General features: G+C 73.7%; 23 protein-coding genes and 1 riboswitch. Of the genes, 9 read left to right on the top strand and 14 right to left on the bottom strand.

The window, feature by feature from the left end; genetic code table 11:
* Positions 1-2: 2 nt before the first annotated feature.
* Positions 3-2021, bottom strand: a complete 2019-nt coding sequence (locus tag AB0947_RS10355; RefSeq protein WP_366749882.1) for an FAD-dependent oxidoreductase — start codon at positions 2019-2021, stop codon at positions 3-5.
* Between the two features lie 232 nt (positions 2022-2253).
* Between AB0947_RS10355 and AB0947_RS10360 the strand changes: the two genes are divergently transcribed.
* Entirely contained in the window at positions 2254-4299 is a 2046-nt protein-coding gene (locus tag AB0947_RS10360) for an NAD-binding lipoprotein (RefSeq protein ID WP_366749883.1), read from the top strand.
* Positions 4300-4323: 24 nt separating this feature from the next.
* Here the strand turns inward: AB0947_RS10360 and AB0947_RS10365 are convergent, their stop codons facing one another.
* Together AB0947_RS10365 and AB0947_RS10370 are read right to left on the bottom strand one after the other, a co-directional pair.
* Entirely contained in the window at positions 4324-5454 is a 1131-nt protein-coding gene (locus AB0947_RS10365) for a glycosyltransferase 87 family protein (protein WP_366749957.1), read from the bottom strand.
* Between the two features lie 33 nt (positions 5455-5487).
* Positions 5488-5670 (bottom strand): hypothetical protein, encoded by a 183-nt coding sequence (locus AB0947_RS10370; RefSeq protein ID WP_171155187.1) that lies wholly within the window; start codon positions 5668-5670, stop codon positions 5488-5490.
* 278 nt (positions 5671-5948) lie between these two features.
* Here AB0947_RS10370 and AB0947_RS10375 point away from each other — a divergent pair, with 278 nt between their 5' ends.
* Complete coding sequence (locus AB0947_RS10375) at positions 5949-8012, top strand: UvrD-helicase domain-containing protein (protein ID WP_366749884.1); 2064 nt, start codon at positions 5949-5951, stop codon at positions 8010-8012.
* Between the two features lie 535 nt (positions 8013-8547).
* Here the strand turns inward: AB0947_RS10375 and AB0947_RS10380 are convergent.
* The gene (locus AB0947_RS10380) at positions 8548-9246 is read right to left on the bottom strand and encodes a copper homeostasis protein CutC (RefSeq protein ID WP_366749885.1); all 699 of its coding nucleotides are present in this window, start codon (positions 9244-9246) and stop codon (positions 8548-8550) included.
* 71 nt (positions 9247-9317) lie between these two features.
* Entirely contained in the window at positions 9318-9986 is a 669-nt protein-coding gene (locus AB0947_RS10385) for a maleylpyruvate isomerase family mycothiol-dependent enzyme (protein WP_366749887.1), read from the bottom strand.
* A gap of 109 nt (positions 9987-10095) precedes the next feature.
* On the opposite strand from AB0947_RS10385, the gene AB0947_RS10390 reads away from it, so the two are divergent.
* Entirely contained in the window at positions 10096-10740 is a 645-nt protein-coding gene (locus AB0947_RS10390) for a hypothetical protein (RefSeq protein WP_366749889.1), read from the top strand.
* Between the two features lie 35 nt (positions 10741-10775).
* Entirely contained in the window at positions 10776-11867 is a 1092-nt protein-coding gene (locus AB0947_RS10395) for a GNAT family N-acetyltransferase (RefSeq protein ID WP_366749958.1), read from the top strand.
* Here the strand turns inward: AB0947_RS10395 and AB0947_RS10400 are convergent.
* Together AB0947_RS10400 and AB0947_RS10405 are read right to left on the bottom strand one after the other, a co-directional pair.
* Complete coding sequence (locus AB0947_RS10400; RefSeq protein ID WP_366749890.1) at positions 11849-12124, bottom strand: DUF4031 domain-containing protein; 276 nt, start codon at positions 12122-12124, stop codon at positions 11849-11851. The two genes, AB0947_RS10395 and AB0947_RS10400, sit on opposite strands and share 19 nt — an antisense overlap.
* Positions 12125-12131: 7 nt before the next feature.
* Positions 12132-12515, bottom strand: a complete 384-nt coding sequence (locus AB0947_RS10405; protein ID WP_366749891.1) for a hypothetical protein — start codon at positions 12513-12515, stop codon at positions 12132-12134.
* Positions 12516-12570: 55 nt separating this feature from the next.
* On the opposite strand from AB0947_RS10405, the gene AB0947_RS10410 reads away from it, so the two are divergent.
* The 3 genes from AB0947_RS10410 (at position 12571) to AB0947_RS10420 (ending at position 15114) form a co-directional block, all read left to right on the top strand.
* Positions 12571-13476 (top strand): MurR/RpiR family transcriptional regulator, encoded by a 906-nt coding sequence (locus AB0947_RS10410; RefSeq protein WP_365711072.1) that lies wholly within the window; start codon positions 12571-12573, stop codon positions 13474-13476.
* A 93-nt stretch (positions 13477-13569) separates the two neighbouring features.
* Complete coding sequence (murQ, locus tag AB0947_RS10415; protein ID WP_366749959.1) at positions 13570-14493, top strand: N-acetylmuramic acid 6-phosphate etherase; 924 nt, start codon at positions 13570-13572, stop codon at positions 14491-14493.
* 48 nt (positions 14494-14541) lie between these two features.
* A complete protein-coding gene (locus AB0947_RS10420; RefSeq protein ID WP_171155172.1) occupies positions 14542-15114 on the top strand; it encodes a hypothetical protein in 573 nt (190 codons plus the stop codon).
* Between the two features lie 28 nt (positions 15115-15142).
* On the opposite strand, the gene AB0947_RS10425 is transcribed toward AB0947_RS10420, so the two are convergent.
* From AB0947_RS10425 to thrC, 5 genes are all read right to left on the bottom strand, one after another.
* The gene (locus AB0947_RS10425; protein ID WP_366749892.1) at positions 15143-16270 is read right to left on the bottom strand and encodes an NADH:flavin oxidoreductase; all 1128 of its coding nucleotides are present in this window, start codon (positions 16268-16270) and stop codon (positions 15143-15145) included.
* Positions 16271-16503: 233 nt separating this feature from the next.
* Complete coding sequence (groL, locus tag AB0947_RS10430; RefSeq protein WP_366749893.1) at positions 16504-18126, bottom strand: chaperonin GroEL; 1623 nt, start codon at positions 18124-18126, stop codon at positions 16504-16506.
* Between the two features lie 299 nt (positions 18127-18425).
* Entirely contained in the window at positions 18426-18629 is a 204-nt protein-coding gene (locus AB0947_RS10435; protein WP_004986573.1) for a cold-shock protein, read from the bottom strand.
* 449 nt (positions 18630-19078) lie between these two features.
* Positions 19079-19354 carry a ubiquitin-like small modifier protein 1 gene (locus AB0947_RS10440; RefSeq protein WP_030341971.1) on the bottom strand — a complete coding sequence of 92 codons (276 nt, stop codon included), beginning with the start codon at positions 19352-19354 and terminating at the stop codon, positions 19079-19081.
* Between the two features lie 43 nt (positions 19355-19397).
* On the bottom strand, positions 19398-20681 hold the full coding sequence (gene thrC / locus AB0947_RS10445; RefSeq protein WP_366749894.1) for a threonine synthase: 1284 nt from the start codon (positions 20679-20681) through the stop codon (positions 19398-19400).
* A 17-nt stretch (positions 20682-20698) separates the two neighbouring features.
* A riboswitch (SAM riboswitch) is annotated at positions 20699-20838 on the bottom strand.
* Between the two features lie 131 nt (positions 20839-20969).
* On the opposite strand from thrC, the gene AB0947_RS10450 reads away from it, so the two are divergent.
* Both AB0947_RS10450 and AB0947_RS10455 read left to right on the top strand, forming a co-directional pair.
* Positions 20970-21914, top strand: a complete 945-nt coding sequence (locus AB0947_RS10450; RefSeq protein ID WP_366749895.1) for a glucosyl-3-phosphoglycerate synthase — start codon at positions 20970-20972, stop codon at positions 21912-21914.
* Between the two features lie 74 nt (positions 21915-21988).
* Positions 21989-23428 carry a trehalose-6-phosphate synthase gene (locus tag AB0947_RS10455; RefSeq protein WP_366749896.1) on the top strand — a complete coding sequence of 480 codons (1440 nt, stop codon included), beginning with the start codon at positions 21989-21991 and terminating at the stop codon, positions 23426-23428.
* On the opposite strand, the gene otsB is transcribed toward AB0947_RS10455, so the two are convergent.
* Positions 23395-24258: a trehalose-phosphatase gene (gene otsB / locus AB0947_RS10460; RefSeq protein ID WP_366749897.1), complete on the bottom strand. Its 864-nt coding sequence runs from the start codon at positions 24256-24258 to the stop codon at positions 23395-23397. The genes AB0947_RS10455 and otsB overlap by 34 nt on opposite strands.
* A gap of 95 nt (positions 24259-24353) precedes the next feature.
* Positions 24354-24578 (bottom strand): DUF3263 domain-containing protein, encoded by a 225-nt coding sequence (locus tag AB0947_RS10465; RefSeq protein WP_366749898.1) that lies wholly within the window; start codon positions 24576-24578, stop codon positions 24354-24356.
* Between the last annotated feature and the right edge of the window lie 9 nt (positions 24579-24587).

Genomic DNA, 24587 nt, shown 5'->3' on the forward strand with positions numbered 1-24587 from the left:
CGTCAGGCCGAGTGGACCTCCAGGGCGGCGCGCACGGCGGACTCCAGGGCCCCCTCGATCCACGCCGGTTTGACGGAGGTGTGGTCGCCCGCGAAGTGCAGGGGGCCCTCGGGCTCCGGGATGGACGGCAGCAGTTCGGTGTGCTGGCCGGGCAGGAGCACGGACGCCTCACCGTAGGCGTAGGGGTCGCGCAGCCAGCTCTGGGTGCGGCCCGCGCCGGTGTAGAAGACCTCGATCCGCTGGCCGTAGACCTCCTGGAGGCCGCACAGGGCGTGCGGATAGCGGGCGTCGTCGTCGAGGGAGTCCCAGCGCAGGGCGTCGTCGGCCCAGCTGTAGGAGGCCAGGACGACCCCGCCCTCGCTGCCGGGGACCGGGTGGGACGGGTGGTACATGAAGCGGTTGGCGTTGTCCGACACCGAGCCGCCGCCGATGACGTGGGCCGCCTCCGGCTGGTCCCGGCCGCCGGCGCGGTTGGCGGCGTAGTGCACGCGCTGGCCGGGGGTGATGTGCCCGCGCGGGACGGAGGGGTGCGCGCCGAGCAGGCGGCCGTCGCCGGGAGTCCGCCCGGTGCGGTAGGCGTCGTAGAGGCCGGGGTCGACGCGGTTCAGCTCCCGCTTCCAGTCGGCCTCGTCGAACTCCCACCAGCGGCGGCTGAACTCCAGCAGCACCTTGGTCGCGCAGTCGTAGTGCAGTTCGGTGACCGCGCGGCGCTTGGTGTACGACATCAGCGGGCTGATCTGCACGTGCCGCAGTCCGGAGAAGGGCACGGTCACCACGGCCGCGTCCGCGGTGAACTGCTCCCGCACGACCCGGCCCCCGCGCCCCTCGGAGACGGTGTCCACCCACACGTGGGGGCCCTTGGCGTGGACGTGCCGCGTGTCGCCGGCGGCGCGGGCGGGGTCGTAGTACTCGATCCGGGTGACCCGCCGGTCGAACCGCACGGTGTCGCGGACCTTGGCCAGCAGGGCGTCGGGCAGGACGGCCGTGCCGCCCTCCAGCTCCCAGAACGCGGTGTCCGGGCTGATCAGGGAGGAGCCGATGAAGCTGTGGACGAAGGACAGGGGCAGCCGTGAGGTGAGGTTCTCGACGGTGCCGATGAGGTCGACCGTCCGCTCGTCCAGGCCCGCGTGCTCGGTCAGGAAGCGGAACATCGACCAGTCGCCGAAGCGCTGGATCACCCTGGCCCAGCCCCGCACCCGTTCGGGCAGCGGCTTGTCGACGCGCTTGCCGTCCGGGCCGACGGTGCTGAACTCGTCGCGCACCGGGTCGAGGACCGAGCGCAGGATGGCCGCGGCCGGTGTGTCCCAGTGGGCGCGCGGGACGCCGAAGGAGCGGTTGACGCGCCGGGGTGCGCGGGCGTAGTCGGCGCGCCGCACCCGGACGCCGTTGACGTGGATCCAGGTGTGGGAGGCGGGGCGTCCGTCCGCGTCGACGTCGACGTAGTAGAACGGCCGCTTCTTCAGGCCCAGTTGGCCGATGAGGTCCATCACCAGCGGATGGCTGCCGGGCAGCCGCATCGCGCCGGCCTCGGCGTACTGGTGAGGGTCGGCGAAGGGCTGCGCCGCCTTCTCGTGGCCGCCGCGGCGGAAGGTCTTGATGCGTCCGCCCGCCCGGTTGCCGTTGGCCTCCAGGACGGTCACGCGGTGCCCGGCCCGCTTCAGCAGCCAGGCCGTGACGAGGCCGGCCGGGCCCGCTCCGATGACCAGGACGCTCCTCGGCCCGCCCGCCCGCCGTCGCGGGAGGCCGTCCTTGAGCACGCGCTGGTAGCCGGGGACGAGGGGCCGGTCGCCGGAGTCCACGACGAGCAGGGCCCGTGCGGCGGCGAGGCAGCGGTCGAAGTCCGGGCCGCGCCCGCCGGAGGGGGCCGCCGGGGCGGGGGCGCGAGGGGGCGCCGCGGCGGGCAGGGCCGCCGCGCTGCCCGCGCCGAGGAGGGTGGCCGCGGTGGTCGTGCCGGCGGCGGCCGTGAGCGTACGCCTGGTCAGGCCGCCGTTGCCGGCGCCCGCCTGGTGGTCTTCGGTCATGGCGAACTTCTACTGGCCCGCCGGGCCGCCGCACCCCGGATCGCGGCGAATGGGCACGGACGGGCGAAGACCGCCGTTCAAACCGGTGCGGCAGGGGTGCGCGGGGGCACGCCGGGGTGGTCCGGCCGCACCCGATTACGGCGAAGGGATGAATCGCGCCGCGCGCCGCGCGTCGCGGGGCGCCGGGTCAGGACACTGCCCCCTACAGGCCCGTGTGCGGAGGGGGAACAAGGTGGAACAGCGGCGTCCCGGGGCGGGTGCGCGAGCGCGGTACTGGTTCGACACGACCCTGGCGCGCGGCACCTCGGCCCTGGTCGGCTGGCTGGTGGCGGTCTGCCTGGCCCTCGTCGTCCCCGCGAGCGCGGTGCTGGTGTGGACGGCTCCGCACCCCCCGGCCGGCCTCTCCGGGAAACTGGCGCAGGTCTGGCGCCTGACCGGGGAGACGCTGCGGCTGGGCGGCACCACCGGCACCCCGGTGCGGGTGCTGCTGTCGGTGCTGCTGGCCCTCGTCGCCCTGGTGTACGTCTCGACCCTCGTCGGCCTCATCACCACCGGGCTGACCGAGCGGCTCATCGCCCTGCGGCGCGGCCGCTCCACGCTGGTCGAGCACGGCCACGTGGTGGTGCTGGGCTGGTCGGAGCAGGTGTTCACGGTAGTGGGCGAACTGGTCGCGGCGGGCGCCAACCAGCGGCGCTCGGCCGTGGCCGTCCTGGCCGACCGGGACAAGACGGCCATGGAGGAGGCCCTGTACAGCAAGGTGGGGCCCACCGGCCGGACCCGGCTGGTCTGCCGCAGCGGTCCGCCGACCGATCCGGCCGTGCTGGCGCTGACCAGTCCGGCCACGGCCGACTCGGTGCTCGTGCTGCCGCCCGACGACCCGCGCGGCGACGCGGACGTGGTCAAGACCCTGCTGGCCCTGCGGGCGGCGGTGTCCGGGGACGACGCCGCCGCGCCCGTCGTGGCCGCGGTCCGGGACAGCGCCTACCTGCTCGCGGCCCGCCTGGCGGCGGGAGAGCACGGCATCGTCGTGGAGAGCGACACGGTCACCGCGCGGCTCATCGCCCAGGCCGCGCGCCGCCCGGGGCTGTCCCTCGTCCACCGCGAACTCCTCGACTTCGCCGGGGACGAGTTCTACCCGGCCTCACACCCGTCGCTGGTCGGCCGCGACTTCGGTGACGTGCTGCTCTCCTACGGCAACGCGTGCGCGGTCGGGCTGGTCCGTGCCGACGGGCCCTGGCTGAACCCCCCGGCGGGGACGGTGATCGGGCCGGACGACCGGATCATCGTCATCGCCGCCGACGACGACACCGCCGAACTCGCCGACTGCACACGGTGGGTCGAGGAGCGGCTCGTGGCGGCACCCCGGCCGCGGGAGACCCGGCCGGAGCGGCTGCTGGTGCTGGGCTGGAACCGCCGGGCGCCGCTCATCCTGCGGGAGTGGGGCCGCAACGCACCGCCCGGCTCCGTCGCCGACGTGGTGACGGAGGAGGACGGGGCGAGCGTGCGGACGGCGTGCGGCACCGGCGAGGCCCATGGGAGATGTGTGCACCGCGCGGGCGACACCACCCGGCCGGAGACGCTGTACGGCCTGGACATCGCCTCCTACGACAGCGTCATCGTGCTCGGCCGGGACCCGCGGCCCGGGGAACCCCCGGAGGAGCCGGACAACCGCACGCTCGTCACCCTGCTCGTGCTGCGCCACCTCGAACAGCGGATCGGCCGGGAGCTGCCGGTGGTCACCGAACTCGCCGACGACGGCAACCGGCCCCTCGCACCGCTCGGCCCCGGAGCCGACGTGATCATCAGCGGCAAGCTGGTCGGGCTGCTGATGACGCAGATCTCCCAGAACCGCCATCTGGCGGCGGTGTTCGACGAGCTGTTCTCGGCCGGCGGCACCCAGGTCCATCTGCGGCCGGCCGCCGACTACGTCCTGTCCGGCCAGGAGGCGTCGTTCGCCACGGTCGTCGCCGCGGCGCGCGGCCGGGGCGAGTGCGCCATCGGGTACCGCAGCCACGCCGACGCCGGCCGCGCCCCCGGCTACGGGCTGCGCGTCAATCCGCCCAAGGCCGAACGCCGGTGCTGGACCGCCGGTGACGAGGTCGTCGTCATCGCCGGCGCCGGCCAGGGCCGCGCGGGCGGCGGCGGGCGCGTTCCGCGGAGCCGCGAGGCGCGGGACGAACGCCACGACGGTGACGGCCACGGCGACGGCCGTTCGGGAGGGGACGCCCGCGCCCCGGACACCCGTGCCGGGGACGGCACGGACCCGTCGGCGGGGTGACACCGGACCGGTTGGCCGGCCCCTTCACCGGGGACTGGTGGCCGGGGCCGGTGCACAGCGGCCGGCCACGCTGTCGTACGACACCAGCAGCCCCAGCGCCAGCAGGGGGTACGCGGCCGCCAACGGCTGCTGCCACCAGGGCAGTTGCAGATCGCGGGCGCCCTCGTGGGGCACCAGCCACATCGTGCGGGCGGTGAAGACCAGGGCCACCAGTACGGCCGTGCGGGCGCGGCCCTCCGCCAGCAGCACGGCGAGCAGCGGCACGCACCACACCCAGTGGTGGGTCCAGCTGATCGGGCAGACCAGCAGGGCCGTGCCCGCGGTCAGCAGGAGGCCGTGGCTCTCCCGGCGGGCCCGTGCGGCCAGCGCCAGGCCCACCACGGCGACCACCGCCGCCGGCAGCGCCCAGGCCAGGCCCGGCGCGGGGTCGCCCAGCGCCCGGGCGACCAGCCCGCGCAGGGACTGGTTGTCCACGATCCACGCCTTGCCCACCCGGCCGGTCTCGAACAGCCGCCGGGTCCAGAAGTCCACGCTCGCCGAGGGCAGCAGGGCGGCACCGAGCGCGACCGTCCCCGCGAAGGCCGCCCCCGCCGTCGCCGCCTCCCGCACCCGGCCGCGCACGAGCAGGTACGCCATGAACACGGCCGGGGTGAGCTTGAGCCCGGCCGCCATGCCGAGGGCCACGCCCTTGGCGCGGGCACCGGGCGGGCGGGTCAGGTCCCACAGGACGAGGCAGGCGAGGGCCAGGTTGATCTGCCCGAACAGGAGCGTCTGGAAGACCGGTTCCAGCCACAGGGCGAGGGCCGTGGCCGCGCAGAGCGGGGCCGGGGGCAGGGGCCGGGAGGCCAGGCGGGCGGAGAGGGCGACCAGGGCGGCGAGCAGCAGCGCGTTGCCCGCGAGGAAGAGGGCCTTCAGGACCGGGAGCGGAAGCCAGACCGCGGGGACGAACAGGAGCGCCGCGAAGGGCGGATAGGTCGCCGGGAGGTGCCACTCGGTGACCGTGAAGCCGTACAGGTCGGTGCCGTGGACCACCGCCGCGCCCTCGGCCCGGTAGACGAGGAGATCGGCCATGGGCGCGCCGCGCAGGACGCACAGGGTGACGAAGGCGGCGAGGGAGAGGGCGAGGAGGAGCAGGGCAGGGCAGGAGGGCGTCAACGTCCGTTTCCGCACGGACGCGACCCTATGCCGTCACTTGTGGTGTATGCCCGCTTCCTCGCCGTACTCGCCGAGGATGACGACGCTGAAGGCAGCCTCCAGGAACACCTTCACGGCGCGCAGGGCGTTGCCCAGCGGGTGGTGGTGGGGGCCGTCGACGGCCGTGGCGCCGGATGGGGGGCGGACGGGTGCCGGTGTGATGCTTGCTGCGCTCATGTCTCCATGGTGGAACTCCGGACCCCTCGGCCGCATCGGTCTGCGGGTGCAGACCTGGACGGCCCCGCGTAGATCTCCGGGTGGACGCCGTCCCTGGCCCTGGGACCACCCGTCCCCTAGGGGTCCCGGCCGGCGGGGCTCGGAAATGCAGTGGCCCCGACCCGGCCCCCTCACCTAAAATCTCCGCTCTTGCCCGCCTCCCCCACGGAGTGCCGTCGCCCGGCCGGAAACCGGGCGGCATCGTCGTAGCCCGCAGCAGGCCAACCGGAGGCACCCCCTTGTCCACGCCCGCCCACGACCCGCTCGACGACCCCCTTGCCCGGGAGCGCGCCCACCTCGCCGCGTCCCGTACCGCCCTGCGCGCCATGCGCGAGGACGTGGAGGCGCTCGACATCAGCGACGTCACCGCCAACTGGGTCAACGCCGCGGTGCTCTCCCGCCAGATCGACGACCGCATCAAGGCGCTGGCCGACCTCAGCGACACCCCGCTGTTCTTCGGCCGGCTCGACTACCTGCACGCCCCGGGCGCCGAGCGGGCCGAGGGCGCCGGCGGCGAGCGGTTCTACATCGGGCGGCGGCACGTCCACGACGCCGACGGCGACCCCATGGTCATCGACTGGCGCGCACCGGTCTCCCAGCCGTTCTACCGGGCGTCCAGGAAGGACCCCCTGGACGTCGGGCTGCGCCGCCGCTTCGGGTACACCGGCGGCGATCTGACCGCCTACGAGGACGAGCACCTCTCCGACCCCGCGGAGTCGTCGGGGGCCGCCACCACCAGCAAGCTGCTCCAGCAGGAGATCGAGCGGCCCCGCGTCGGCCCGATGCGGGACATCGTCGCCACCATCCAGCCCGAGCAGGACGAGATCGTCCGCAGCGGGCTCGGCGGCACGGTGTGCGTGCAGGGGGGCCCGGGCACCGGGAAGACCGCCGTCGGCCTGCACCGGGTCGCGTACCTGCTCTACGCCCACCGGGAGCGGCTGGCCCGCACCGGCACGCTGGTCATCGGGCCGAACCGGTCCTTCCTGCACTACATCGAGCAGGTCCTGCCGGCGCTCGGCGAGTTGAGCGTGCGGCAGGCGACCGTGGACGACCTGGTCGCGCAGGTGGAGGTGCGCGGCACGGACGACGCCGCCGCCGCGATCGTCAAGGGCGACGCCCGGATGGCCGAGGTCCTCCGGCGCGCGCTGTACTCCCACGTGACCATGCCCGGCGAGCCGGTGGTGGTCGTGCGCGGCTCGCGGCGCTGGCGGGTACCGGCGTACGAACTGGAGGAGATCGTCCGGGAGTTGCTGGACCGGGACATCCGCTACGGCGCGGCCCGCGAGGCCCTGCCGCAGCGCATCGCGCACGCGGTGCTGGTGCAGATGGAGCGGGCCGGGGAGGCCCCGGACGACCGGGTGCAGGACGCGGTCGCCCGCAACAGCGCGGTGAAGGCGGCCGTGAAGGCGGTCTGGCCGGCCGTCGACCCGGCCAAGCTGGTGCTGCGGCTGCTGACCGACGCGGAGTTCCTCGCCGAGCACGCGGACGGGCTCCTGGACGAGGACGAGCAGAAGACGATCCTGTGGGCCAAGGCGGTGCGCAGCGTGAAGGCGGCCACGTGGTCGCCGGCGGACGCCGTGCTGATCGACGAGGCGGCCGATCTGATCCAGCGCACGCACTCGCTCGGCCATGTCGTCCTGGACGAGGCGCAGGACCTCTCGCCCATGCAGTACCGGGCCGTCGGCCGCCGCTGCACCACCGGCAGCGCGACCGTGCTGGGCGACCTCGCGCAGGGGACGACCCCGTGGGCGACCCGGAGCTGGGCGGAGGCACTGGCCCACCTCGGCAAGCCGGAGGGTGCCGTCGAGGAGCTGACGGCCGGTTTCCGCGTGCCGGCGGACGTCATCGCGTACGCCTCCCGGCTGCTGCCGCACATCGCGCCCGGCCTCACCCCGGTCGCCTCCGTCCGGGAGAACCCCGGGTTCTTCGAGGTGCGTACGGCCACGGGGGCGGGCGACGTCGTCGCCGCGTGCACCGAGCTGCTGCGCAACGAGGGCTCGACCGGCCTGATCGCCGCCGACGCCCGCGTCCCGGCGCTCGCCGAGGCCCTGACGGCGGCCGGCATCCCGTACCTGGCCCCCGGTGAGGAGACCACCCGCGAGACCCGGCTGACCCTGGTCCCCGCCTCGCTCGCCAAGGGCCTGGAGTACGACTACGTGGTCCTCGACGAGCCGCAGGCCGTGGTGGACGGCGAGCCGGACGAACGCACGGGCCTGCGGCGCCTGTACGTGGCGCTGACCCGCGCGGTGTCGGGCCTGATCGTGACGCACACGGCCCCTCTGCCGCCGCAGCTCACCGAGTAGGCAGCGGGGACGAGGGCGCCGCCCCGGAGACCCCGTCCGGCGAAACCGGGCCCCGCGCGCGAGGCGGCGGCGCCGTCCAGCGCCGAGCGCCACCCGGCGACCGCGGCCGGCGAGACCGCGCCGCGCGCGAACACCACTGGGTGAACGACCGCCCCGAGCGCACCCCGCGCGCGACCGGCCAGCCCCGCCGTCAAAGGTCGTACGCCACTGGGCGGACCGGGCAGCCGCCGAAACCGGGCCGCGCGCATCCGTCCAGCGCCGTGCGCCACCCGCGCGCGAACGGGTGCGTCGCCGCCGAGCGCCGCCACCGGAACCAGGTCGCGCGCCGACAGCCGTGCCCCCGTCCCAGTGCGTCCGCCACTGGGTGGGCGACCGCCCCGAGCGCACTGCGCGCGCGACTGGGCAGCCCCGCCGTCAAACGCCGTACGCCACTGGGCGGACCGCAGCTACCGAAGCCGGGGCTCGCGTCGCCGTCCGCGCCGTGCGCCACCCGGCGACCGCGACCGCAACCGCGGGGCCCGCGCCGCGCGCGCGGCTAGGCGGCCTCGCCGTCCAGCGTCGTGCGCCACTGGGCGACCGCCGCTGCCGAGACCGGGCCCTGCCAGCCGTCGGGGCGGGCCGCGCCGCCGATGTGGAACGCGGTGATCCCGCCCGCGCGCAGCCGCGCGACATGGTCGAGGCGCAGTCCGCCGCCGACCATGATCTGCTGCTCGTACCCGGGCTCGCCATCGTGTGCCGCTTCCGCGAGCAGCGTGGGCAGGCCGTCGTCCACGCCCGTGGCGGAGCCGGCGGTGAGGTAGGTGTCCAGACCCGGCAGGTCGGCGAGCTGCTTGCGCAGGGCGTCCCGGTCGGCGGCCCGGTCGATCGCCCGGTGGAAGGTCCAGCGGCAGCCGCCGAGCGCGTCGACGACCCGCTCCACCGCGCCCAGGTCCACGCCGCCGTCCGTGTCGAGGAACCCGAGCACGAACTGGTCGGCGCCGGCCTGGCGCAGCGCGTCGGCGACGCCGATCAGCCGGTCCAGGTCGCCGGCCGCGAAGCCGTCGGCGAGGCGGAGCATCACGCGCAGGTCGATGTCGACGGCGGCGCGGATCGCGGCGACGGTGGCGGGCGCGGGGGTGAGCCCGTCGGCCGCCATCTCGGTGACCAGCTCCAGTCGGTCCGCGCCTCCGGCCTGGGCGGCGACCGCGTCCTCGACGTCGAGCGCGATCACCTCCAGGACTGCACGCTTGCTCATGGCACCCCATTCGTCGGCGCTACAGGTCTAGTCCAATCCGGTCCAAGACTACGCCTGCCGGAGGACGCCCTTCACCCGAAGATGTTCAGCTCCTCCTCCCGGGCCCCCGCCAGCTCGTAGGACGCCCCGTTCAGCGGCCGCCCCGCGTACAGCCGTACGAGCGTGGCCGCGTCGCCGATGTACCGGGCGGGCGGGCCGTCGGCGGCCGGCGCGCCGAGCCGCAGCGGTTCGTCGAGGTCGTCCAGGTCGGCGTGGAGCGGCACGTGTTCCTTCTGCCGGGTGAGCCGCGCCAGCAGCGTCAGCGCGTGGGGCAGCCCGGCCCCGGCGTACGCCCCCGGCGCCCCCAGCACCTCCCGCACGTCCCCGGCGTGCACCCACTCACCGAGGGCGATCGCGTCCAGCGAACCGTCCGACCCGGCGATCACCGGTCCGGCCTCCGTCATCCCGCGTTCCAGCTCGTCCACGACCCGCGCGTTCGTCCAGCCGGCCCGCTCGGCGATGTCCCGCTCGTTCGACTCCGGCGAGAACACGCCCGCCTCGAACCGGTTCTCCACCACCCGCGTCAGCACGGCGGAACAGTGCGCCAGCACGTCCCGCACCGACCAGCCGGGACACCCGGCCGACGGCAGCGCGAAGTCGGCGTCGGGCCGCGACCGCAGCAGCGGTACGAGGGCGTCGCGCTCGGTGGCCAGCAACCGCCCGGGGAGCTCGGGATCGCGTACTTCCTGCGTCTCAGTCATGGGGAGCACGCTAGGGCCGCCGGGGACGCCCGTCACGCGCGAAACGGACGGGCGGCCGGGACGCGGCACCGGCACCGGCACCGGCACCGGCACCCGACAGAATGGGGACATGGCCGACCTCGACGCCCTGCGCCTCCGTTTCGCCCGCGCCCTGGAAGCAGCCCGCTCCCCCGGCGGCGGCCCCGACCCCGCCCCCTACGCCGACAACCTGCTCGCCCGCTGGCAGGAGCCGCAGCGCCGCTACCACACGGTGGCCCACCTCACCGCCGTGCTCGACCACGTCGACGTGCTGGAGGAGTACGCGGCCGACCCGGACGCGGTCCGCCTCGCCGCCTGGTTCCACGACGCCGTCTACCTCCCCGAACGCTCCGAGAACGAGGAGCGGTCCGCGCGGCTGGCCGAGCGCGCCCTCCCGGAGGCCGGCGTGCCGGAGGCGAGGACGGCCGAGGTGGCCCGGCTGGTCCGGCTCACCGTCGGCCACGACCCGGCCGACGACGACCGCGACGGGCAGGTGCTGTGCGACGCCGACCTCGCGATCCTGGCCGCGCCCCCGTCGGCGTACGCCGTCTACACCGCCGAGGTCCGCGAGGAGTACCACTTCGTACCGGGCGACGCCTTCCGCGCCGGCCGCTCGGCGGTCCTGCGTCAGCTCCTCGCCCTGCCCCGGCTGTACCGCACCCCGTACGGGCAGGAGCACTGGGAGGCCACCGCCCGCTACAACCTCACGTCCGAGCTGGAAATGCTGTCGACCTGAGGACACCACCGCCGTACTGTGCGCGCATGCGGACCATGAGCGGGGATCAGGTGGAGGAGGCCGTCGCGAGCTGCGCGGCGGTCCTGCGCACGGCGCTGGACCGGGACTGGGACGCGGTCGGCGCGGCCGGTCTGGAGTGGAGCTGCCGTACCACGGCCTTTCACATCGCCGAGGACTTCGCCGCGTACGCGAGCCGCCTCGCCGCCCGCGCCCAGGACCGCCTCCCGCTGCGCATCACCCTCCCCGAGGGCACCGACAACGCCGGCCTGCTCCAGGTGATCGAGGCCACCGGCGCCCTGCTGGCCGCCGCCGTCCGCACCACCCCGCCCGGCGTCCGCGCCTTCCACCCCGCCCGCTTCGGCAGCGCCGACGGCGAGGGCTACGCCGCGATGGGCGTCGCCGAGGCCCTGCTGCACACCCACGACATCGCCCGGGGCCTCGGCCTGCCCTACGAACCGCCCGCCGGACTCGCCGAGTCCGTTCTGACCCGGCTCTTCCCGCACGTCCAGCCCGGCCCCGCGCCCTGGCCGACGCTGCTGTGGGCGACCGGCCGCGGCGAGCTGCCCGGCCGCGCCCCGGTCACCGACTGGACCTGGTACAACAACCTCGTCCTGCCGGCCGGACGCGTCACCCTCACCGGCATCCGCCCGGCCGCCGCCCGCGATCTGGCCCTCGGCGGCGACGGCGGCTTCGACTGGCTGGACGACGGCCCGTACGAGGGCACCCGGGAGGCCTGCTCCTATCTGACGAAGGCGTACGAAGCCGGCGTGCACCGCCCCGAGTTCGGGGTCTTCGCCCTGGTGCGGGCCGAGGACGGCCGGGCGGTGGGTGGCATGGGCTTCCACGGCGCGCCGGACGACGAGCGCCGGGTGGAGATCGGCTACGACCTGGTCGGCAGCGCCCGCGGCCACGGCTACGCGACCGAGGCGCTGCGCACGCTGACCGAGTGGGCGCTGGCCCGGGACGACGTCGACTCGGTCATCGCCACGATCGAACCGGCCAACCTGCCGTCCCAACGGGTGGTCACCCGGGCGGGCTTCACCCGCGCGACCGTGGAGGAGGAGCGCACGGCCCACGACGAGGACGACACCGAGGCCGGGCTGCGGCTCTACGTCCGCCGGGCCTGACGCCCCTTGCGCCTGCGCAGACCGGCCGAGTGCAGCAGGCGGACCACCTCGCGACTGCTGACCTGCACCGCGCCCGCGGCCACCGCGTCCGCGTAGCGGTGGGACGGGACGTCGTAGTGGTCGCTGTCGAAGGCCCGGCGGGGCATGCCCAGGCCCTCGGCGAACAGGTGGAGTTCGTCGTACGACACGTCGCTGACCAGGTGCGACCACATGCGCCCGTGGCCGGGCCAGGTCGGCGGGTCGATGTAGAGGGTCACCGGCGCCTCAGGAGGACGTCGTCCCGCGCAGGGCCGGCCCCAGCGAGCCCACCGGCGAGACCTTCACGCCGGCCTTGTGGCACACCCAGTGCGGATCGGGGCCCAGTTCCGGCTCCACGTCCAGCGCGTGCGGGTCGCCCGAGCCGCAGACCGGGCACAGCGGCCAGCGGCCGTACCGCTCCAGCAGCGCGTCCTGCACGTCCTGGGCGACCAGCCCGGCCACGAAGGCGGCGCCGTCCGGCCACTGCTCGACCCACCAGCGCCGCTGGGCGATGGAGTCCTCCACCAGGGAGACGACGTCGGCCTCCGCGACGTCTCCCGCGACGAGATCCGCGAGCACGAGGGCGCGGGCCGCGTGCAGTGACTGCTCCAGGGGGCTGATGGGGTCCATGCCCCCATTGTGCGCACTCTTGACCAGGACACCGAACCGAAAATATCTTTCAGGAGTGACCCAGGACGTGAAGGAAATTTTCGGCAGTCCGGGCGGATCACTCGCCGCCAAGGTGCGCACGCTCGCCCCGTCCATGACCCGGTCCATGCAGCGCGTCGCCGAGGCCGTCGCCGGTGACCCGGCCGGCTGCGCCGCCCTCACGGTCACGGGCCTCGCCGAACTCACCGGCACCAGCGAGGCGACGGTCGTCCGCACCGCCCGGCTGCTCGGCTATCCGGGCTACCGCGACCTGCGCCTCGCCCTCGCCGGGCTCGCCGCCCAGCAGCAGTCCGGGCGCGCGCCCGCGATCACGACGGACATCGCGGTGGACGACCCCATCGCCGACGTCGTCACCAAGCTCGCCTACGAGGAGCAGCAGACCCTCGCCGACACCGCCGCCGGACTCGACACCGTCCAGCTCGGCGCGGCCGTCACGGCGCTGGCCGCCGCCCGGCGCACCGACGTGTACGGCATAGGGGCGTCCGGGCTGGTCGCCCAGGACCTCACCCAGAAGCTGCTGCGGATAGGGCTCATAGCCCACGCGCACAGCGACCCGCACCTCGCGGTGACCAACGCGGTGCAGCTCCGTTCGGGTGACGTGGCCCTCGCGATCACGCACTCCGGGTCCACCGGGGACGTCATCGAACCGCTCCGGGTGGCCTTCGAGCGGGGGGCGACGACGGTGGCCATCACCGGGCGGCCGGACTCGCCGGTCACGCAGTACGCCGACCTCGTGCTGACGACGTCGACGTCACGGGAGACGGAGCTGCGGCCCGCCGCGATGTCCTCCCGGACGAGCCAGCTGCTGGTCGTGGACTGTCTGTTCGTGGGAGTGGCGCAGCGGACGTACGAGACGGCGGCGCCCGCGCTGGCCGCCTCCTACGAGGCGTTGGCGCACCGGCACCGGAGCGGTTCGCGCTAGGGGGTAGGAAGGAACCGCACCAGGTTCACCCCCCTCACACGTCACCGGAGAGAGCCGCCCCCTATGACCTCTCGCGACACGACCTCGCACGACATGACCTCCCTCGACCTGCGCGACCAGCTGGCCTCGCTGACCACCGAGGCCTTCCGCCCGGAACTCGCCGAGATCGACCGGTTGCCCACCCTCGACATCGCGCGGCTGATGAACGGCGAGGACGCGGGCGTGCCCGCCGCCGTGGCGACGCAGCTGCCCCGGATCGCCGCCGCCGTCGACGCGGTCGCCGCGCGCATGGGCCGCGGCGGGCGGCTCGTCTACGCCGGTGCCGGGACCGCCGGCCGGCTGGGCGTGCTGGACGCCTCCGAGTGCCCGCCCACCTTCAACACCGACCCCGAGCGGGTCGTCGGCCTGATCGCGGGCGGTCCCGCGGCCATGGTCACCTCGGTCGAGGGCGCGGAGGACTCAGCGGAGCTGGCCCGCCGGGACCTGGACGCGCTGAAGCTCACCCCGGACGACACCGTGGTCGGCGTCTCCGCCTCCGGCCGCACCCCGTACGCCGTCGGCGCCGTCGAGCACGCCCGCGCGCTCGGTGCGCTGACCATCGGCCTGGCCTGCAACGCGGGCAGCGCGCTGGCCGCCGCGGCCGAGCACCCCATCGAGGTCGTCGTGGGGCCGGAGCTGATCACCGGTTCCACCCGGCTGAAGGCGGGCACGGCCCAGAAGCTGGTGCTGAACATGCTCTCGACGATCACGATGATCCGGCTCGGCAAGACGTACGGGAACCTGATGGTCGACGTGCGCGCCTCCAACGACAAGCTCCGGGCCCGCTCCCACCGGATCGTCTCCCTGGCCACCGGAGCGAGCGACGCCGACATCGAGAAGGCCCTCACTCAGACCGGCGGCGAGGTGAAGCACGCGATCCTGGCCCTCCTCGCCGGCGTGGACGGCCCGACGGCGGCCCGCCTGCTGGCGGAGTCCGGCGGCCATCTGCGCACGGCGCTGGGCCACGCGGCACGCTGACGGACCGCGCGGTCAGGGCACCATGGAGGCAAGGAGGCACCCACCGACATGAATCACGCCCAGCTCACCGCCCTCGGACGGGCTCTCCGGCTGCTCGGGGAGCACGGGGACGCCCTGACCGCCGACACGCCCGACGCCCGGCTGCACGAGATCAAGGACGACCTGCGGCGGGCCCTCGACCTGCTGGACGACACCGTGACCACCGCCGCGCCCGCCACCCGCTGCCCGGAGCACCCGCAGGGACCGGTGGACGAGAGCGCGCCCGACCTGTGCCTGCTGTGCGAGACCCGGCGCCGGGCCGCCCGGCGGTCGGAGTTCCAGGGCGGCAGGCCCCGGCCGGGCGAGCCGGTGCCCACCGCCCCCTCCCGGTACGGCGTGCGCGGTGACCGGCCGCAGGCGCAGCAGCGGTGGCTGCCGGAGCTGTGGAACGGCCAGGAGTGGCAGCTGTGCGGGACGCCGAGGCGGGACCGGCGCGAGGCGGAGGCGTACCTCGCCGCCCAGCGGCGCGGCTCCCGGCCCGCCCTGGCGTACCGGCTCGTGCACGAGTTCACCGACTACGAGGTGCTGCGGGTGTGGGGGACGCCGGTGCGGGTCGACATCGAGCCGATGGGCAACCTCTAGCCCCCGGCGCCCCCCGGGGGGACCCCGGTCAGCTCAGGGTCTTCAGGGCCGCCGCGTCGTACGGCTTCAGCTCGTCGAAGCGGTCGGAGAGCACCTTGGCCGCCCACTCGGGGTCCTGGAGCAGCGCGCGGCCGACGGCCACCAGGTCGAACTCGTCCGCCTCCAGGCGGTCCAGGAGGTTGTCGATGCCCTTGACCGGGGAGCCCTCGCCCTGGAAGGCGTTGATGAAGTCGCCGTCGAGGCCGACCGAGCCGACGGAGATGACGGGCTTGCCGGTGAGCTTCTTCGTCCAGCCGGCCAGGTTCAGGTCGGAGCCGTCGAACTCGGGCAGCCAGTAGCGGCGGGTGGAGGCGTGGAAGGCGTCGACGCCGGCCTCCGCGAGCGGGGTGAGGATGGCCTCCAGCTCCTCGGGGGTCTCGGCGAGCCGGGCGGTGTAGTCCTGCTGCTTCCACTGCGAGTAGCGGAAGAGGACCGGGAAGTCCGGCGACACCGCCGCCCGCACGGCGGCGACGATCTCGGCGGAGAACCGGGTGCGGGCCACCGGGTCGCCGCCGTACGCGTCGGTGCGGCGGTTGGTGCCCGCCCACAGGAACTGGTCGAGGAGGTAGCCGTGGGCGCCGTGGAGCTCCACGCCGTCGAAGCCGATGCGCTCGGCGGCGGCAGCGGCCTCGGCGAACGCGGCGACGACGTCGTCCACGTCCGACTGCGTCATCGCCTTGCCGGTGGGCTCGGCGCCGGCGGCCTCCAGGCCGGAGGGGCCGACGGCGGGCGCGTCCGGGAAGGGGGCGTCGCCCTGCTTGCGGACCATGCCGATGTGCCACAGCTGCGGGACGATCGTGCCGCCGGCCGCGTGCACGTCCTCGGCGACCTTCGCCCAGCCCGCCAGCTGCTCCTCGCCGTGGAAGCGCGGGACGCGCGCGCTGTTGCCGGCCGACTCGTGGCCGACGTACGTGCCCTCGGTGACGATGAGGCCGACACCGGCGGCGGCCCGGCGGGCGTAGTACGAGCGGACGTCCTCGCCCGGGACGCCGCCCGGCGAGAACATGCGGGTCATGGGCGCCATCACGATGCGGTTCGGGACGGTGAGGCCGTTCAGCCTGACGGGGCGGGACAGGACGCGGGCCGCGCGCGAGGCGGCGGGCGTGGTCACGGTCACGTGGGGGGCTCCTCGTGAGTCGACGGGGTGAACCGGTTGGTATGTGCGCACGCATTGTTGCAGCGTCTTAAGTAAACACCCCACCGGCCCGTGTACCGGACCGGTCTCCGTTTCGCTCACGTGATACCGGACACTCTCCGCCGGTCCCGGGAAACGCCGAGGGCGGCACCCCCAGCCGGTAGCTGGGAGTGCCGCCCTCGGTCCGCAGGACGAGCGATCGGCCGTCAGGTCGATCAGAAGTCCATGTCACCGCCCGGCATGCCGCCGCCGGCCGGGGCCGCGGCCTTCTCCGGCTTGTCGGCGATGACGGCCTCGGTGGTGAGGAACAGCGCGGCGATGGAGGCGGCGTTCTGCAGCGCGGAACGGGTCACCTTCGCCGGGTCGATGATGCCCTCGGCGACCAGGTCGACGTACTCGCCGGTCGCGGCGTTCAGGCCGTGACCCGGGGTCAGGTTGCGCACCTTCTCCACCACGACGCCGCCCTCGAGGCCGGCGTTGACGGCGATCTGCTTCAGCGGGGCCTCCAGGGCGATGCGCACGGCGTTGGCGCCGGTCGCCTCGTCACCCTCCAGCTCCAGCTTCTCGAAGACCTGGGAGGCCTGGAGCAGGGCCACGCCACCACCGGCGACGATGCCCTCCTCGACGGCCGCCTTCGCGTTGCGGACGGCGTCCTCGATGCGGTGCTTGCGCTCCTTGAGCTCCACCTCGGTGGCGGCACCGGCCTTGATGACCGCGACACCGCCGGCGAGCTTCGCCAGGCGCTCCTGCAGCTTCTCGCGGTCGTAGTCCGAGTCGCTGTTCTCGATCTCGGTGCGGATCTGGTTCACACGGCCGTTGACCTGCTCGGAGGAGCCGGCACCGTCGACGATGGTGGTCTCGTCCTTGGTGATGACGACCTTGCGGGCGCGGCCCAGGAGGTCCAGGGTCGCGTTCTCCAGCTTGAGGCCGACCTCCTCGGAGATGACCTCGCCGCCCGTGAGGATGGCGATGTCGCCGAGCATGGCCTTGCGGCGGTCACCGAAGCCCGGGGCCTTGACGGCGACGGACTTGAAGGTGCCGCGGATCTTGTTGACGACCAGGGTCGACAGGGCCTCGCCCTCGACGTCCTCGGCGATGATCAGCAGCGGCTTGCCCGACTGCATGACCTTCTCCAGCAGCGGGAGCAGGTCCTTGACCGAGGAGATCTTGGAGTTGGCGATGAGGATGTACGGGTCCTCCAGCACCGCCTCCATGCGCTCCATGTCGGTCGCGAAGTAGGCGGAGATGTAGCCCTTGTCGAAGCGCATGCCCTCGGTGAGCTCGAGCTCCAGACCGAAGGTGTTGGACTCCTCGACGGTGATGACGCCTTCCTTGCCGACCTTGTCCATGGCCTCGGCGATCAGCTCGCCGATCTGGGTGTCGGCGGCGGAGATGGACGCGGTGGAGGCGATCTGCTCCTTGGTCTCGACGTCCTTCGCCTGCTCCAGCAGGGCGGCGGAGACGGCCTCGACGGCCTTCTCGATACCGCGCTTCAGAGCCATCGGGTTGGCACCGGCGGCGACGTTGCGCAGGCCCTCCTTGACCAGGGCCTGGGCGAGCACGGTCGCGGTGGTCGTACCGTCACCGGCGACGTCGTCCGTCTTCTTGGCGACTTCCTTGACCAGCTCGGCGCCGATCTTCTCGTACGGGTCCTCGAGCTCGATCTCCTTGGCGATGGAGACACCATCGTTGGTGATCGTGGGGGCGCCCCACTTCTTCTCGAGGACGACGTTGCGGCCCTTGGGGCCGAGCGTCACCTTCACGGCGTCCGCGAGCTGGTTCATGCCGCGCTCGAGGCCGCGCCGCGCCTCCTCGTCGAACGCGATGATCTTGGCCATGTGAAGTGGTCCCTCCAGGACTGGGGGTGATTCCTTCGGACCGCGCCCGCGCCCGCGACGGACGGCTCGCGCGCCTCGTGGTTCCTTGCCCCACCCGGCCCGCGGGCCTCACCGACCCGGTCCTTCGCTGTCACTCTCACCTTCAGAGTGCTAACGCCAATGATTAGCACTCGGCATGGTCGAGTGCAAGCGCCTGGGCGGGTGGGAGCCCCCCGTCAGCCGCACGCGAACAGCGGAACCGGGGCACGGCGAAGGGCCCGCACCCTCTGCGAGGTGCGGGCCCTTCGGACAAGAGACGTTCAGGCGGTGACGCGAACCATGTCGGCCTGCGGACCCTTCTGGCCCTGCGAGATCTCGAACTCGACCCGCTGGCCCTCTTCCAGGGTGCGGTAGCCGTCCATCTGAATCGCGCTGTAGTGGACGAAGACGTCCGCACCACCGTCGACCGCGATGAAGCCGTACCCCTTCTCCGCGTTGAACCACTTGACGGTGCCCTGAGCCATGCCTAACTCCCCTATTACTGGCCCTTGCACAGATCCACACTTCGCGGACCCGGGTCAGACCTCACCCCCCAATTGGTCGGGGGCGTGCGCCGGAACGCGTCGACCGCGGCTGAATGTATCTGTCCAACTGCCGTCTGCAACAGGTCAATCGGACGAGAATTCTGGACGCGAGCGGTCCGGAATGTAGTGAGAATTCATCGGAATTCAGGGCAAGTCGGGCCCCATAAAAGCCACAAAAGCCGCAGACAACCCACACACTTTGGCTACTTCTTGTCGGGCGGGCGGCATGGAACGCAGGGCCCGCGACCCGGAGGCCGCGACCGCGTTCCCCAACTCTACCGCGCTCAATCACACAGAATTGCCCCCTCCGCTTCTCTCACGGAGGGGGCAATCGGGCGAACAGCCGGTAATCGCGGTTACCGAAGGTAATGAGCGGGCGGATCCGCGGCTCAGCCGCCGGCGACCGCCGGGATGATCGAGACGCCGGCCCCCTCGGGGGTCGCCGTGTCCAGGCCCTGCTCGAAGCGGACGTCGTCGTCGTTGACGTACACGTTGACGAACCGGCGCAGCTTGCCCTGGTCGTCCAGGACGCGCGCGGCGATGCCCGTGTGGTTCTTCTCCAGGTCGGCGATGACCTCGCCGAGCGTCGCGCCCTCGGCGGCGACCTCGGCCTGCCCGCCGGTGTAGGTGCGCAGGATGGTGGGGATGCGAACGGTCACGCTCATGCGGTCGGACCTCCGGTCGGGTTCACGGGTACGGCGGGGCCTGTCATGCGAGGCCGGCCTCGCGGAAGGAGTCCAGGGTCGGGCGGATGGTGGCGGTGAGGCCGGTCCCGGCCACCGCGTCCAGGGTCTTCAGGCCGTCACCGGTGTTCAGGACGACCGTCGTCTTCGCCGGGTCCAGCACGCCCGCCTCCAGCAGCTTGCGGGTGACGCCGACCGTCACGCCGCCGGCGGTCTCCGCGAAGATGCCCTCGGTCCGCGCGAGCAGCTTGATCGCGTCCACGACCTGCTCGTCCGTCACGTCCTCCACGGCACCGCCGGTGCGGCGCGCGATGTCCAGGACGTACGGCCCGTCGGCCGGGTTGCCGATGGCCAGCGACTTGGCGATGGTGTTCGGCTTCTGGGGCCGTACGACGTCGTGGCCGGCCTTGAAGGCGGTCGAGACCGGGGAGCAGCCCTCGGCCTGGGCACCGAAGATCTTGTACGGCCTGTCCTCGACCAGCCCCAGCTTGATCAGCTCCTGGAGCCCCTTGTCGATCTTCGTGAGCTGGGAGCCGGAGGCGATCGGGACCACGATCTGGTCCGGCAGCCGCCAGCCGAGCTGCTCGCAGATCTCGTACGCCAGGGTCTTGGAGCCCTCCGCGTAGTACGGCCGCAGGTTGACGTTGACGAAGCCCCAGCCCTCGCCGGCCGGGTCGCCGATCAGCTCGGAGCAGAAGCGGTTCACGTCGTCGTAGTTGCCCTCGATGCCGACGAGTTCACCGCCGTAGACCGCGGCCATGACGATCTTGCCCTGCTCCAGGTCGTGCGGGATGAACACGCAGGAGCGCAAGCCGGCGCGGGCGGCGGCGGCGCCGACGGCGCCGGCCAGGTTGCCGGTCGAGGAGCAGGACAGGGTGGTGAAGCCGAAGGCGCGGGCGGCCTCCAGGGCCTGGGCCACGACCCGGTCCTTGAAGGAGTGGGTCGGGTTGCCGGAGTCGTCCTTGACGTACAGACCGCCGGTCACGCCCAGCTCGCGGGCCAGGTTGTCGGCCTTGACGAGCTTGGTCCAGCCGGGGTTGATGTTCGGCTTGCCGGCGACGTCCGCCGGGACCGGCAGCAGGGGCGCGTAGCGCCAGATGTTCGCGGGGCCCGCCTCGATGCGGCGGCGCAGGTCCTCGGTGTCGTAGGCGGAGAAGTCGTAGGCGATCTCCAGCGGGCCGAAGCACTCCTCGCAGGCGAAGACCGGGCCGAGCGGCACCCGGTGGCCGCACTCGCGACAGCTCAGGGCCGCGGCGGGGCCGAGGTCGACGGTGGATTCGCTGGTGGTGGCAACTGTCTGCACAGCCATGGAGGCGAGGCCCTTTCTCCTCATCTTCCTCACGGCGCACCTCGCCGTGAGACGGAATTGGCACCTTCCCTGGCCGTGAGCCTCGCGCGAACGAGTCCGGTCAGGGGGGTTGCCGGGGCTTCACCGGGCCGTGTCCCTCTGCCCCTCTGGATGAGCGGTATGCGGTTGTGGAACGCACGCGACCCCCGACATGCGATGGTCATCGGCGTTGTTCAAGACTGTAACCGACGGCAGGGACAGTTGAGATAGTCGTCCGAACCGCGAGACACGAGTGAGGAGCCGCAGACTGTGCTGGAAGAAGTCGAGCGCTGGCTGACCACCCGGTCCTGGTCCGTGGCCGACCGGCCGCTGCACCAGATCCTCGCCGCCAAGCAGCGCACGGGCCAGACCGTCAGTGTCGTGCTGCCCGCGCTCAACGAGGAGGAGACCGTCGGCGACATCGTCGCGGTCGTCCGCCGCGACCTCATGGAGCGGGTGCCGCTCGTCGACGAGCTGGTGGTCGTCGACTCGGGCTCCACCGACCGCACCTCCGAGGTCGCCGCGCGCGCCGGCGCCCGGGTCGTCCACCGCGACACCATCCTGCCGCGCCTCCCGGCCGTCCCCGGCAAGGGCGAGGTGCTGTGGCGGTCGCTGCTGGTGACCGGCGGGGACATCGTCTGCTTCATCGACGCGGACCTCAGGGAGTTCTCCTCCGACTTCGTCTCCGGGATCGTCGGCCCGCTGCTCACCGACCCGGACGTCGACCTGGTCAAGGCGATGTACGACCGCCCGCTCGGCGGCAGTGCCGGGCAGGGCGGCCGGGTCACCGAGCTCATGGCCCGCCCGCTGCTGAACATGCACTGGCCGCGGCTGGCCGGGTTCGTGCAGCCGCTGGGCGGCGAGTACGCGGCCCGCCGCACCCTGCTGGAACAGCTGCCCTTCCCCGTCGGCTACGGCGTGGAGCTGGGCATGCTGGTGGACGCGCTGCACCTGGTGGGCCTGGACGCGCTGGCCCAGGTCGACGTGGGCGTGCGCAGGCACCGGCACCAGGACGGTCAGGCGCTCGGCCGGATGGCCGCCGCGATCTACCGCACCGCCCAGCTCCGGCTGGCCCGCGGCCATCTGATCCGGCCCGCGCTGACCCAGTTCGAGCGGGGGGAGGAGGGGTTCGAGCCGCGCACCTACTCGGTGGACACCGAGGAGCGGCCGCCCATGGCGGAGATCGCGGAGTACGCCGAGCGCAAGGTGGCGTGAACGGGCCGTACACGGTCCGTCCGCCGGGCGGGCCGTACGTTTGAGCGGTTGGGGGCCGGGCTAGGTTGAGGCGTATGGCTTCCACGCTCGATGCTGCTCAGAAGGCTCAGGTGCTGGTCGCGTCGAACCGCGGCCCGGTCTCCTATCAGGTGGGCGAGGACGGCTCGCTGCACGCCCGGCGGGGCGGCGGCGGGCTGGTCTCGGGACTGTCCGCCATCGGCTCCGACGCGGGCTCGGTGTGGGTGTGCGCCGCGCTGGGCGACGGCGACCGGGCGGCCGTCCGGCGCGCGGCCGGCGGGCTGCTGCCGGCCGAGGAGACCGGCGGGCAGCGCGTGCGGATGCTCGACATCGACGCGGCCGTGCACGCCGAGGCGTACAACGGCATCGCCAACTCGGTGCTCTGGTTCGTCCACCACATGCTGTACCAGACCCCGCTGGAGCCGGTCTTCGACGCCGGTTTCCGGCGGCAGTGGGCGTCGTACGAGGCCTACAACCGGGCGTTCGCCGAGGCGCTGGCCGAGGAGGCGGCCGAGGGCGCGGCCGTGCTGATCCAGGACTACCACCTGGCCCTGGCCCCGCGGATGCTTCGCCAGCTCCGGCCCGACCTGCGCATCGGCCACTTCTCGCACACCCCGTGGGCGCCGCCGGACTACTTCCGGCTCCTTCCCGACGACATCGCGGCCGAGCTGCTCAGCGGCATCCTGGGCGCGGACCGGGCGGCGTTCCTCACCCGGCGGTGGGCGGACGCGTTCACGGACTGCTGCCACGCGGTGCTGGGGCCGGGCATCCCCTCCGGCACCCGGATCGGGGTGCACGGGCTGGGCGCGGACGCGGACTTCCTGCGCGAGCGGGCGCACGAGCCGGACGTGGACGAGCGGATGGCGGCGCTGCGGGCGGAGATCGGAGCGGGCCGGAAGACGATCGTCCGGGTGGACCGGACCGAGCTGTCCAAGAACATCGTGCGCGGGCTGCTGGCCTACGAGCAGCTGCTGGAGGACCACCCCGAGTGGCGGGAGAAGGTCGTCCACGTGGCCTTCGCGTACCCGTCCCGGCAGGACCTCGCCGTGTACCGGGAGTACACCGCCGAGGTGCGGCGGGTCGCGGACGAGATCAACGAGCGGTACGGCACGGCCGGCTGGACCCCGGTCGTGCTGCACGTGAAGGACGACTTCGCCCGCTCCCTCGCCGCCTACCGGCTGGCCGACGTGGCGCTGGTGAACCCCATCCGGGACGGCATGAACCTGGTCGCCAAGGAGGTCCCGGTCGTCTCCGACGAGGGCTGCGCGCTGGTGCTGTCGCGGGAGGCGGGGGCGTACGAGGAGCTGGGCGAGGACGCCTTCGTGGTGAACCCGTACGACATCGCGGGCACGGCACGGGCCCTGCACGAGGCGCTGAGCCTGCCGGCGGACGCGCGGGCGGAGCGCTCGAAGCGGCTGGCCGCCGCCGCGACCGCGCTGCCGCCGGCCCGGTGGTTCCTCGATCAGCTGGCGGCGCTGGACCCCCGGCCGAGCTGAGCGGCCAGCGCCCGCAGCAGGCCCACGACCCCCTCCGGGCCGTCGACCACCAGATCGGCCCGGTCCGCCAGTTCCGTGACCTCCGTGCTGCCGCTGCACACCAGCAGGCCGGGGACGCCGTTGGTGCGCAGCTTCTCGATCGCGGCGAAGGCGGGGAGGTCGCCCAGGTCGTCGCCGGCGTAGACGACACAGCCGGCCCGGACGGCGCGGGCGTGGTCCAGGAGGGCCACGCCCTTGTCCATGCCCGGCGGGCGCAGTTCCAGGACCATCCGGCCGGGCTCGACGATCAGGCCGTGGCGGGTGGCGAGGTCGGCGAGGGGGGCGCGCAGGGCCTCGAACGCGGCCCGCGGATCGGGGGCGCGGCGGGTGTGCACCGCCAGCGCCCGGCCCTTCTCCTCGATCCACGTGCCCTCCCCCGCTCCGGCGCGCTCCAGCAGGCCCGGCAGTTCGGCGCGGGCGGCGGCCACGCCGGGGTGCGGGGGCGGGGCGGTCAGCTCGCCGGTGGCCGCGTCCCAGCGCTCGGCGCCGTAGTGGCCGAGGACGGTGAGGTGCTCCAGGCCGGGGACGCCGGCGAAGCCGCCGTAGCGGACCGCGACCTCGGGCGGGCGGCCGGTGATCACGGCGACGGAGGCGATCTCGGGGGCGAGGGCGGCGAGGGCGGGCACGGCCCCGGGGTGGGCGCGGGCCTGCTCGGGGTCGGCGACGATCGGGGCCAGCGTGCCGTCGAAGTCCAGGCCGACCAGGGCGGTGCGGGGCTGCGCGAGCAGGGCGGCGAGGCCGTCCTGGCCGGCTTGGGTGCGCGGGGTCGGCAGAGCGTCCATAGCGTCCATACCGCGACACTATCCAGCTCGGGGCGGCTCACGCCTGGGCCGGCGCCGCACGCCCCGGGGTCCGGCTCCGGTCCCCCGCCGGGGCGTGCGGAAGGTCAGCGTTCCGCGCGTCTCGTCTCGCGGATCCGGCGCAGGCGGTTGACCGTCACCGGGTCGTGGGCCAGGGCCCGCTCGTCGTCCAGGAGGGCGTTGAGGAGCTGGTAGTAGCGGACGGGGGACAGGTCCAGCTCCTCCCGTATCGCGCGTTCCTTCGCGCCGGGGCCGGGGAAGGCCCGGCGCTCCAGCGCGAGGACCGCTTGCTCGCGGGTGCCCAGTTCCATGCCTGCCAC

This window comes from Streptomyces sp. NPDC047841, assembly GCF_040704085.1.
Lineage (GTDB): Bacteria > Actinomycetota > Actinomycetes > Streptomycetales > Streptomycetaceae > Streptomyces > Streptomyces argyrophylli.

Bases quoted from the DNA above. Each gene is read 5' to 3' on its own strand.
- AB0947_RS10395 (WP_366749958.1), top strand. From the start codon at position 10,776: ATGAGCGGGGATCAGGTGGAGGAGGCCGTCGCGAGCTGCGCGGCGGTC.
- AB0947_RS10440 (WP_030341971.1), bottom strand. From the start codon at position 19,354: ATGAGCGTGACCGTTCGCATCCCCACCATCCTGCGCACCTACACCGGC.
- AB0947_RS10385 (WP_366749887.1), bottom strand. From the start codon at position 9,986: ATGACTGAGACGCAGGAAGTACGCGATCCCGAGCTCCCCGGGCGGTTG.
- AB0947_RS10355 (WP_366749882.1), bottom strand. From the start codon at position 2,021: ATGACCGAAGACCACCAGGCGGGCGCCGGCAACGGCGGCCTGACCAGG.
- AB0947_RS10370 (WP_171155187.1), bottom strand. From the start codon at position 5,670: ATGAGCGCAGCAAGCATCACACCGGCACCCGTCCGCCCCCCATCCGGC.
- otsB (WP_366749897.1), bottom strand. From the start codon at position 24,258: ATGGACGCTATGGACGCTCTGCCGACCCCGCGCACCCAAGCCGGCCAG.
- murQ (WP_366749959.1), top strand. From the start codon at position 13,570: ATGACCTCCCTCGACCTGCGCGACCAGCTGGCCTCGCTGACCACCGAG.
- AB0947_RS10390 (WP_366749889.1), top strand. From the start codon at position 10,096: ATGGCCGACCTCGACGCCCTGCGCCTCCGTTTCGCCCGCGCCCTGGAA.
- AB0947_RS10465 (WP_366749898.1), bottom strand. From the start codon at position 24,578: ATGGAACTGGGCACCCGCGAGCAAGCGGTCCTCGCGCTGGAGCGCCGG.
- AB0947_RS10380 (WP_366749885.1), bottom strand. From the start codon at position 9,246: ATGAGCAAGCGTGCAGTCCTGGAGGTGATCGCGCTCGACGTCGAGGAC.
- thrC (WP_366749894.1), bottom strand. From the start codon at position 20,681: ATGGCTGTGCAGACAGTTGCCACCACCAGCGAATCCACCGTCGACCTC.
- groL (WP_366749893.1), bottom strand. From the start codon at position 18,126: ATGGCCAAGATCATCGCGTTCGACGAGGAGGCGCGGCGCGGCCTCGAG.
- AB0947_RS10420 (WP_171155172.1), top strand. From the start codon at position 14,542: ATGAATCACGCCCAGCTCACCGCCCTCGGACGGGCTCTCCGGCTGCTC.
- AB0947_RS10435 (WP_004986573.1), bottom strand. From the start codon at position 18,629: ATGGCTCAGGGCACCGTCAAGTGGTTCAACGCGGAGAAGGGGTACGGC.
- AB0947_RS10455 (WP_366749896.1), top strand. From the start codon at position 21,989: ATGGCTTCCACGCTCGATGCTGCTCAGAAGGCTCAGGTGCTGGTCGCG.
- AB0947_RS10405 (WP_366749891.1), bottom strand. From the start codon at position 12,515: ATGGACCCCATCAGCCCCCTGGAGCAGTCACTGCACGCGGCCCGCGCC.